The following is a 9,677-nucleotide window of genomic DNA, read 5'->3' on the forward strand; positions in this document are numbered from 1 at the left end:
GCGGCGGGCGGAGGAGCTGGGCAATGCAACTTGGGCGTGGTCGGGACCGAAGGCTCAGGCCGTTTTGGCGATCCACTCCGTGGTGAAGCGCTGCTCGGCGGCGACCAGTTCGGCCAGCCGGGTGCCGATGATGTTCTCCAACTTGCCGCCGATGATCGGGACGCGCACCTGGACGGTGGCGCGGAACGTCAGCCGGGCACCGCCGGTCTCTTCGATGGGCTCCAGGACGGCGGTGCCGGCGAGGTTCACCGGCGCATCCACGATCGATCCCACCACCGACCCCGTCGCCGCCCCGCCGGTGACCGGCCCCCACGTCTCCTCGCGCCGGATGCGCAGGTCACCGCTGTGCAACTGGGTGACCATGCCCGGCAGCTTGTCGCTGCGGATCACCTGCAGCGTGACGACCTCGACGGTGTCCTCGTCCCCGGACTCCCCGCCGACCCGCATCGACTCCAGCGTGGCGAGGTCCACACCGGACCCGGCCAGCCTGGCCCGCCAGTACTCCTCGTCGGTGAAGGCGCGATGAACCTCGTCAACACTGCCGTCGTAATCGGCCGACAAGTCGAATGAACGCGGCATAGCAGGTCAGGCTACCGTTACGGGCCATGAAATCCAGCGGTGCCGGTGCGGAGTTCGCCGGCGCGGCGGTGGCCGACGCGGTGCCACTGGCGCCACTGACCACCCTGCGGGTCGGACCGACCGCGCGCCGCGTGATCACCTGCACCACCAGCGAGCAGGTGGTCGCCACGTTGCGGCAGCTGGACGCCGAAACCGCTGGCGGGCAACGCGACCCGGTGCTGGTCTTCGCCGGCGGCTCCAACCTGGTGATCTCCGACGGCCTGACCGACCTGACCGCGGTGCGGCTGGCCAATGACGGCATCACCGTCGAGGGCAACCTGGTCCGTGCGCAGGCGGGCGCGGTGTGGGACGACGTCGTGCTCACCGCGATCGAGCACGGCCTCGGCGGGCTGGAATGCCTGTCCGGCATCCCCGGCTCGGCCGGGGCCACCCCGGTTCAGAACGTCGGCGCCTACGGCGCCGAGGTCTCCGACACCATCACCCGCGTCCGGGTGCTCGATCGCGCGAGCGGGCAGGTGCGCTGGGTGCCGGGTGACGAGCTGGGCTTCGGCTACCGCACCAGTGTGTTCAAACGCGCCGGCAGTGGACTCGAAATGCCTTCCGTCGTACTGGAAGTGGAGTTCGCGCTGGACGCGTCCGGGCGCAGCGCGCCGCTGCGCTACGGCGAGCTGGCCGCCGAGTTGAACGTGGCCGGCGGCGAGCGCGCCGACCCGCGGGCCGTCCGCGACGCGGTGCTGTCGCTGCGGGCGCGCAAGGGCATGGTGCTCGACGCGGCCGACCACGACACCTGGAGCGTGGGCTCCTTCTTCACCAACCCGGTGATCGCCCCGGACGCCTACGAGCGGTTGGCCGCCGCCGTCGACGGGCCGGTGCCGAACTACCCCGCGCCCGACGGCGTCAAGCTGGCCGCCGGCTGGCTGGTGGAGCGGGCCGGATTCGGCAAGGGCTACCCGGATCCGGGGCCGGACGGCCTCGAACAGCCCTGCCGGCTATCCACCAAGCACGCGCTGGCGCTGACCAACCGCGGCGGCGCCAGCTCACAGGACGTGATAGAGCTGGCTAGAACGATCCGCGACGGCGTCCAGGCTGTGTTTGGCATCACATTGGTCCCCGAGCCCGTCCTGCTTGGCTGCAGGCTGTAGCCGCAAATTTCGCCGACGCGTGCCCGGGCCCGTTTTGTCGCGGCCGGGCTGGCCGATTTTCCCCGGTATCTTTGATTTTCGTGACCCCGTCCAGCGCCCCGCGGCCGTTCAACCGGCGTGCGGCTTTGGCGACCCTGGGACTGGGTGTGTTCGCCCCCAACGTCTTGGCCGCCTGCGGCGGCACGACGGCCAAACAGGCCGAGAAGAAGGAACAGCCGGCACCGCAGCTCAAGTACCAGCCCGCCAACGCGACCGAGAACGTGGTGCCGATCGCCCCGGTCAGCGTCGAGGTGAGCGACGGCTGGTTCCAGCACGTCGCGTTGTCCAATTCGTCGGGCAAGGCCGTCGCGGGCGCCTTCAATCAAGACCGCACCGTCTACACGACCTCCGAGCCGCTCGGCTACGACCAGACGTACACGTGGAGCGGCTCGGCCGTCGGGCACGACGGCAAGGCGATCCCGGTGGCCGGCAAGTTCACCACGGTGTCTCCAACCAAGAAGATCGGGGGCGCCTTCCAGCTCGCCGACGGCCAGACCGTGGGCGTCGCGGCGCCGATCATCATCCAGTTCGACGCGCCGATCACCGACAAGGCCGCCGTCGAAAAGGCGCTCACCGTCACCACGAACCCGCCCGTCGAGGGCAGCTGGGCCTGGCTGCCCGACGAGGCCGCCGGTGCGCGCGCGCACTGGCGGACCCGCGAGTACTACCCCGCGGGCACCACGGTCAACGTCGAGGCCAAGCTGTACGGTCTGCCGTTCGGCGACAGCGCCTACGGCGCCGAGGACATCTCGCTGAACATCCAGATCGGCCGGCGGCAGGTGGTCAAGGCCGAGGTTTCCTCGCACCGTATCCAGGTGATCCGCGACGAGGGCGTCATCATGGACTTCCCGTGCAGCTACGGCGAAGCCGACAAGGCGCGCAACGTCACCCGCAACGGCATCCACGTGGTCAGCGAGAAGTACGCCGACTTCTACATGTCCAACCCGGCGGCCGGCTACAGCCACGTGCACGAGCGCTGGGCGGTCCGGATCTCCAACAACGGCGAGTTCATCCATGCCAACCCGGCCAGCGCCGGCGCGCAGGGCAACACCAACGTCACCAACGGCTGCATCAACCTTTCGACGGGTGACGCCGAGCAATACTTCCAGTCGGCGATGTATGGCGACCCGGTCGAAGTCACCGGCAGCACGATCCAGCTGTCCTACTCCGACGGCGACATCTGGGACTGGGCCGTGGACTGGGACACCTGGGTGGCTATGTCGGCGCTGCCGCCGCCGACCGCGCGCCCGCCGTCAACCCAGATCCCGGTCACCGCGCCGGTCACGCCGTCCAACGCGCCGACCCTGTCCGGCACTCCGACCACGTCGACGTCACCGGCCGGCACCGCTACCCCTGGCGGTTAAAACGGGAGGTCGTCGCCTGATCGCGCGGCTTCATCACGATCAGGTCCAGATCGACGTGCGACGGCCGCGAGGCGACGAATCCGATCACCTCGGCCACATCCTCGGCCACCAGCGGGGTGATGCCGGTGTAGACGGCCTCCGCGCGTTGTTGGTCGCCGTCGAAGCGCACCAACGAGAATTCCGTCTCGACCGCGCCGGGCGCGATCTCGGTCAGCCGCACCGGCTTGCCCAATAGCTCGCCGCGCAGCGTGCGGTGCAGCGCTCCCTGGCCGTGTTTGGCCGCAGTGTATCCGGCGCCGCCGTCGTAAACCTCAAGTGCCGCAACGGAAGTGACGGTGATGATCAGCCCGTCGCCGGAGTCGATCAGCTTGGGCAACAGCGCGCGGGTGACCCGCAGCGTGCCGATGACGTTGGTCTCCCACATCCATCGCCAGTGCTCGAGGTCGGCGTCGGCGACCGGCGCCAGGCCCCGGGCGCCGCCGGCGTTGTTGACCAGAACGTCGACCCGGTCCACTTTGCTCGCCAATGTTTCAACCGCCGCCTCGTCTGTGACATCGGCCACAATCGCGGTACCGCCGATTTCACTGGCCAGGGCCTGAATCCGGTCGGATCGACGCGCCACCGCGACGACATGAAAGCCCTGCGCAGCCAGGATTCGGGCGGTTGCTGCACCGATCCCCGAGCTGGCCCCGGTGATTACTGCGACTCGTTCATTCCTGCCAGTTTTAACCATCGAAACAACCTTAATGAACGTGCTAGATTTTGCGTGTGCTCCTTAGCGCCCTGTCCAACACCACGACCACCGCGTGTCTTTGCGCGGCGGGTGCGTGTTGTTGCTGCGCACTTTGCCGCTCCTGACCCAGCCAGGTGTGGCCAAGACGGCCAGCAAAATTCGGACAAATAAGGACGCTCGTGCGCACGAATACCCTCACCCATACCCATCATTCGCCCAGCCGTGCCGTCGGGCACCTGCCGGGCCAAAAGGGCCACCGCTCGGTGCGCCGGCAGATCGTGCCGCCGGCGCTGAACATCCCCGACTCGGCGGCGGCCTCCGTCTTCCGGGCCGTCCGGCTGCGCGGCCCCGTCGGCCGCGACGTCATCGCCGGCGTCACCTCGCTGAGCATCGCCACGGTCAACCGTCAGGTCATCGCGCTCCTGGAAGCCGGCCTGCTCCGGGAACGCGCCGACCTCGCCGTCTCCGGCGCCATCGGCCGCCCGCGTGTGCCGGTGGAGGTCAACCACGAACCCTTCGTGACGCTGGGCATCCACATCGGTGCCCGGACCACCAGCATCGTGGCCACCGACCTGTTCGGCCGCACGCTCGACACGGTCGAAACCCCGACACCGCGTAACCCGGCCGGGCCCGCGCTGGCGACGCTGGCTGACAGCGCCCGCCGCTACCTGCGGCGCTGGCATCGCCGCCGGCCGCTGTGGGTGGGGGTCGCCATCGGTGGCACCGTCGACGGCGCCACCGGCCAGGTGGACCACCCCCGGCTGGGCTGGCGGCAGGCGCCGGTGGGGCAGGTGCTCGCCGACGCCCTGGGCCTGCCGGTATCGGTGGCCTCGCACGTCGACGCGATGGCCGGCGCCGAGCTGCTGCTGGGCATGCGGCGCTTCCTGCCGAGCTCGCCCACCAGCCTGTACGTCTACGCCCGTGAGACCGTGGGCTACGCGCTGGTGATCGGCGGGCGGGTGCACGTGCCGGCCAGCGGACCGGGCACCATCGCGACCTTGCCGGCGCAGTCCGAATTGCTCGGCGGCACCGGCCAGCTGGAGTCCACCGTCAGCGACGAGGCCGTCGTGGCCATCGCCCGCCAGCAGCGCATCCTGCCGTTCGCCCCGACCAACCGCGCCAGCGGCTCCGCCGCCGGCATCTCGGATCTGTTGCGGGTGGCCCGCGCCGGCAACCAGCAGGCCAAGGACCTGCTCGCCGAGCGGGGCCGCGTGCTCGGCGAGGCGGTGGCGTTGCTGCGCGACATGCTCAACCCCGACGAACTGGTGGTCGGCGGCCAGGCCTTCACCGAGTACCCGGAGGCAATGGAGCAGGTCGAGGCGGCGTTCCTGGAACGCTCCGTGCTCGGACCCCGCGACATCCGCCTCACCGCCTTCGGCAACCGGGTGCAGGAGGCCGGCGCGGGGACCGTCTCGCTGTCGGGGCTCTACGCCGACCCGCTGGGGGCGATGCGGCGCGCCGGGGCGCTCGATGCCCGGCTGCACGACGTGACTCGCGACGAGTCGTCCGCCTGACACGACGGGTGTGTCCAGCGCGCTTGGGCTGGCCGGCGAACCATCCTGTAAAGATGACAGGGTGCGCCACGATGACGTTTTCCGGCTGAACGAACCGCGCCGGGTCGCAGTGTTGGCGGTCCACACCTCACCACTGGCCCAGCCCGGTACCGGCGACGCCGGCGGGATGAACGTCTACGTGCTGCAAACCGCGTTGCACCTGGCGCGGCGGGGCATCGAGGTGGAGATCTTCACGCGGGCGACCGCCTCGGCCGACCCGCCGGTCGCGCGGGTGGCGCCCGGCGTGCTGGTGCGCAACGTGGTGGCGGGCCCCTTCGAGGGCCTGGACAAATACGACCTGCCCACCCAGCTGTGCGCGTTCGCGGCCGGGGTGTTGCGCGCCGAGGCGTCGCACGAGCCGGGCTATTACGACATCGTGCATTCGCACTACTGGCTGTCCGGTCAGGTCGGTTGGCTGGCCCGCGACCGCTGGGCGGTGCCGCTGGTGCACACCGCGCACACGCTGGCCGCGGTCAAGAACGCGGCGCTGGCCGAGGGGGATTCGCCGGAACCGCCGCTGCGCACGGTCGGCGAGCAACAGGTCGTCGACGAGGCGGACCGATTGATCGTCAACACCGATGACGAAGCCAGGCAACTGATCTCGATTCACCACGCCGACCCGGCCAGGATCGACGTCGTCCATCCCGGGGTAGATCTCGACGTGTTCCGCCCGGGCGATCGCCGGGCCGCCCGGACCGCGCTGGGGCTGCCGCTCGACGAAGACGTCGTGGCGTTCGTCGGCCGGATCCAGCCGCTGAAGGCGCCCGACATCGTGTTGCGCGCCGCCGCGAAACTGCCCGGGGTGCGCATCGTGGTGGCCGGCGGGCCCTCGGGTAGCGGTTTGGCCTCCCCGGACGGGTTGGTCCGGCTGGCCGACGAACTCGGCATCACCGAGCGCGTGACGTTCCTGCCCCCCCAGTCCCGCCCGAATCTGGCCACGTTGTTCCAGGCGGCCAATCTTGTTGCGGTGCCCAGTTATTCGGAGTCGTTCGGTCTGGTCGCCCTCGAGGCGCAGGCCTGTGGGACGCCGGTGGCCGCGGCCGCGGTCGGCGGGCTACCGGTGGCGGTGCGCGACGGCGTGACCGGCACGCTGGTGGCCGGCCACGACGTCGGGCGGTGGGCGGACGCGCTGGGCCGGCTGCTGCGTTTGCCTGCGCCGCACGCCGATGCGATGGGCCGGGCGGCCGCCGAGCACGCGGCCACGTTTTCCTGGGATCACACCACCGACGCGTTGTTGGCCAGCTACCGCCGCGCGATCCGCGAGTACACGACCGAGCGCCGCGGGGTGGGCGCATGAGCCCATCGGTAAGCCAGGTGATCGAGGATGCCCTGCAGGACAGTGGGTTGAACTACTCGAAACACGCTGGGGCGCATGGCGGTCTGCCCGGTCTGGTGGTGGAACTGCCCGGCGAGCGCAAGCTCAAGACCAACACCATCCTCAGCATCGGCGAGCATTCGGTGCGGGTGGAGGCCTTCGTGTGCCGCAAGCCCGACGAGAACCACGAAGGCGTCTACCGCTTCCTGCTCAAGCGCAACCGCCGCCTCTACGGCGTGGCCTACACGCTCGACAATGTCGGGGACATCTATCTGGTGGGGCGCATGTCGCTGGCTTCGGTGGACGCCGACGAGCTCGACCGGGTGCTCGGGCAGGTGCTCGAAGCGGTGGATGCGGACTTCAATACGTTGCTGGAGTTGGGGTTTCGCTCGTCGATCCAGAAGGAGTGGGAGTGGCGGGTGTCGCGCGGTGAGTCGCTGAAGAACCTGCAGGCGTTCGCCCATTTGATCGACGACGACGAAGACGACGATGCAGAGCGCGAAGCGCGATGGTGAGGAGTCGAGCATCGGGTCACGAAGACGACGATGCAGAGCGCGAAGCGCGATGGTGAGGAGTCGAGCATCGGGTCACGAAGACGACGATGCAGAGCGCGAAGCGCGATGGTGAGGAGTCGAGCATCGGGTCACGAAGACGACGATGCAGAGCGCGAAGCGCGATGGTGAGGAGTCGAGCATCGGGTCACGAAGACGACGATGCAGAGCGCGAAGCGCGATGGTGAGGAGTCGAGCATCGGGGCACGAAGACGACGAATAGGGCCGTGAGAGACTGACCGGCATGGGTGACACCGCCACGCTGGTACTGCTTCGCCACGGCGAAAGCGAATGGAATTCGCTGAACCTGTTCACCGGTTGGGTCGACGTCGGCCTCACCGACAAGGGTCGGACCGAGGCCGTGCGCAGCGGCGAGCTGCTGATCGAGAACAACCTGTTGCCCGACGTCCTCTACACGTCGCTGCTGCGCCGGGCCATCTCCACCGCGCATCTCGCGCTGGACGCGGCCGACCGGCTGTGGATCCCGGTGCGGCGCACCTGGCGGCTCAACGAACGCCATTACGGGGCGCTGCAGGGGCTGGACAAGGCCGAGACGAAGGCCCGCTACGGCGACGAGCAGTTCATGGCCTGGCGGCGCAGCTACGACACGCCGCCCCCGCCCATCGAGAAGGGCAGCACCTACAGCCAGGACACCGATCCCCGTTACGCCGACATCGGCGGCGGCCCGCTCACCGAGTGCCTGGCCGATGTGGTCGTGCGCTTCCTGCCCTATTTCACCGACGTCATCGTCCCGGATCTGCGCAGCGGCAAGACGGTGCTGATCGTGGCGCACGGCAACTCGCTGCGGGCCCTGGTCAAGCACCTCGATCGGGTGTCCGACGACGAGATCGCCGGGCTCAACATCCCGACCGGCATCCCGCTGCGCTACGACCTGGACGCTGACCTGCGGCCGGTGGTTGCCGGCGGCACCTATCTGGACCCGGAGGCGGCCGCCGCGGGCGCCGCCGCGGTGGCCAACCAAGGGGACGGCTGAGCTGGGCCTGCCCGCGCCGATCCGCGAGATAAAGGCGATTTAGCCAAACATCGCGTGAACGGGAGCGGAACACCTGTTGCGCAAGGTGTGACTTGTCCGATTTTGGCCTCGTTGCGCTAGGGCAGCGTTCAGGAAGATTTGTAGGATTTGCTATGTGACTGTGTTCTCGGCGCTGTTGCTGGCCGGGGTTTTGTCCGCGCTGGCGCTGGCCGCGGGGGTGCTGGTCGGGACCCGGCTGTCACCGCGGACGGTGCAGCGCCGCCAGCGGGTCGGCACCGAGTGGACCGGGATCACCGTCGCGCAGATGCTGCAACGCATCGTGGCGCTGATGCCGCTGGGCGCGGCGGTGGTGGACGTCCACCGCGACGTCGTCTACCTCAATGAACGGGCCAAGGAGCTGGGCCTGGTGCGCGACCGTCAACTCGATGACCAGGCCTGGGAGGCGGCGCAGCAGGCCCTGACCGGCGTCGACGTCGAATTCGACCTGCAGCCGGCGAAACGGTCGGGTGGCCGGTCGGGGCTCTCGGTGCACGGGCAGGCGCGGTTGCTCAGCGAAGAAGACCGCCGGTTCGCGGTGGTCTTCGCCCACGATCAGTCCGATTACGCGCGGATGGAGGCCACCCGGCGCGATTTCGTGGCCAACGTCAGCCACGAGCTCAAGACCCCGGTGGGCGCCATGGCCCTGCTCGCCGAGGCCCTGCTGGCGTCGTCGGACGACTCCGAGACCGTGCGGCGGTTCGCCGAGAAGGTGCTCGTCGAGGCCAACCGGCTCGGCGACATGGTCGCCGAGCTGATCGAGCTGTCCCGGCTGCAGGGCGCCGAACGGCTGCCCAACGTCATCGAGGTCGACGTCGACGAGGTTGTCAGCGAAGCGATTTCGCGGCACAAGGTGGCGGCCGACAACGCCGACATCGAGGTTCGCACGGACGCGCCCAGCGGTTTGCGGGTGCTGGGTGACGAAACGCTGTTGGTCACCGCGTTGGCCAACCTGGTGTCCAACGCCATCGCCTATTCGCCGCCGGGTTCGCCGGTGTCGATCAGCCGCCGTCGCCGCGGGGAGAACATCGAGATCGCGGTGACCGACCGCGGCATCGGGATCGCCCTGGAAGATCAGGAACGGGTTTTCGAGCGGTTCTTCCGCGGGGACAAGGCCCGCTCACGGGCTACCGGCGGCAGCGGGCTGGGCCTGGCCATCGTCAAGCACGTCGCGGCCAACCACAACGGCAGCATCGGCGTGTGGAGCAAGCCGGGCACCGGATCGACGTTCACTCTTTCGATCCCGGCGGCCAGGGTGTCTCATCAAGACGATGGTGAATCCGAGCAATCGCAGGGCCGCGACGTGCGGCCCAACCGCTCACAACGAGAGGAAGAACTAAGTCGATGACCCGCGCGTATGACGATGCACCA

8 protein-coding genes and 1 pseudogene are annotated in these 9,677 nt (G+C 69.2%); 7 read left to right on the forward strand and 2 right to left on the reverse strand.

Annotated features, from left to right (window positions below):
• Nucleotides 1-54: 54 nt before the first annotated feature.
• Nucleotides 55-579: a DUF2505 domain-containing protein gene (locus tag A5659_RS19765; RefSeq protein WP_066881480.1), complete on the reverse strand. Its 525-nt coding sequence runs from the start codon at nt 577-579 to the stop codon at nt 55-57.
• A 26-nt stretch (nt 580-605) separates the two neighbouring features.
• Here A5659_RS19765 and A5659_RS19770 point away from each other — a divergent pair, with 26 nt between their 5' ends.
• Both A5659_RS19770 and A5659_RS19775 read left to right on the forward strand, forming a co-directional pair.
• Entirely contained in the window at nt 606-1,721 is a 1,116-nt protein-coding gene (locus A5659_RS19770; protein ID WP_067183627.1) for a UDP-N-acetylmuramate dehydrogenase, read from the forward strand.
• A gap of 71 nt (nt 1,722-1,792) precedes the next feature.
• Complete coding sequence (locus A5659_RS19775) at nt 1,793-3,124, forward strand: Ig-like domain-containing protein (RefSeq protein WP_066863003.1); 1,332 nt, start codon at nt 1,793-1,795, stop codon at nt 3,122-3,124.
• Here A5659_RS19775 and A5659_RS19780 read toward each other — a convergent pair.
• Complete coding sequence (locus A5659_RS19780) at nt 3,108-3,857, reverse strand: SDR family oxidoreductase (RefSeq protein ID WP_066863007.1); 750 nt, start codon at nt 3,855-3,857, stop codon at nt 3,108-3,110. The two genes, A5659_RS19775 and A5659_RS19780, sit on opposite strands and share 17 nt — an antisense overlap.
• A 236-nt stretch (nt 3,858-4,093) precedes the next feature.
• Here A5659_RS19780 and A5659_RS19785 point away from each other — a divergent pair, with 236 nt between their 5' ends.
• The 5 genes and pseudogenes from A5659_RS19785 (at nt 4,094) to A5659_RS19805 (ending at nt 9,654) form a co-directional block, all read left to right on the forward strand.
• Nucleotides 4,094-5,371, forward strand: coding sequence for an ROK family protein (locus A5659_RS19785; protein ID WP_197498107.1), 1,278 nt, complete (start codon nt 4,094-4,096; stop codon nt 5,369-5,371).
• A gap of 61 nt (nt 5,372-5,432) precedes the next feature.
• Nucleotides 5,433-6,707, forward strand: a complete 1,275-nt coding sequence (gene mshA / locus A5659_RS19790; protein ID WP_067183631.1) for a D-inositol-3-phosphate glycosyltransferase — start codon at nt 5,433-5,435, stop codon at nt 6,705-6,707.
• Nucleotides 6,704-7,244 (forward strand): annotated as a pseudogene (locus A5659_RS19795) (YbjN domain-containing protein); the annotation flags it as partial. The gene mshA and the pseudogene A5659_RS19795, both read left to right, overlap by 4 nt.
• Nucleotides 7,245-7,520: 276 nt before the next feature.
• The gene (locus A5659_RS19800; RefSeq protein ID WP_067183635.1) at nt 7,521-8,270 is read left to right on the forward strand and encodes a phosphoglyceromutase; all 750 of its coding nucleotides are present in this window, start codon (nt 7,521-7,523) and stop codon (nt 8,268-8,270) included.
• Nucleotides 8,271-8,424: 154 nt separating this feature from the next.
• Nucleotides 8,425-9,654, forward strand: a complete 1,230-nt coding sequence (locus tag A5659_RS19805; RefSeq protein ID WP_156749285.1) for a cell wall metabolism sensor histidine kinase WalK — start codon at nt 8,425-8,427, stop codon at nt 9,652-9,654.
• Nucleotides 9,655-9,677: the final 23 nt, after the last annotated feature.

The organism is Mycobacterium sp. 1165196.3, from assembly GCF_001673415.1.
In the GTDB taxonomy this organism is placed as follows: Bacteria; Actinomycetota; Actinomycetes; order Mycobacteriales; family Mycobacteriaceae; genus Mycobacterium; species Mycobacterium europaeum_A.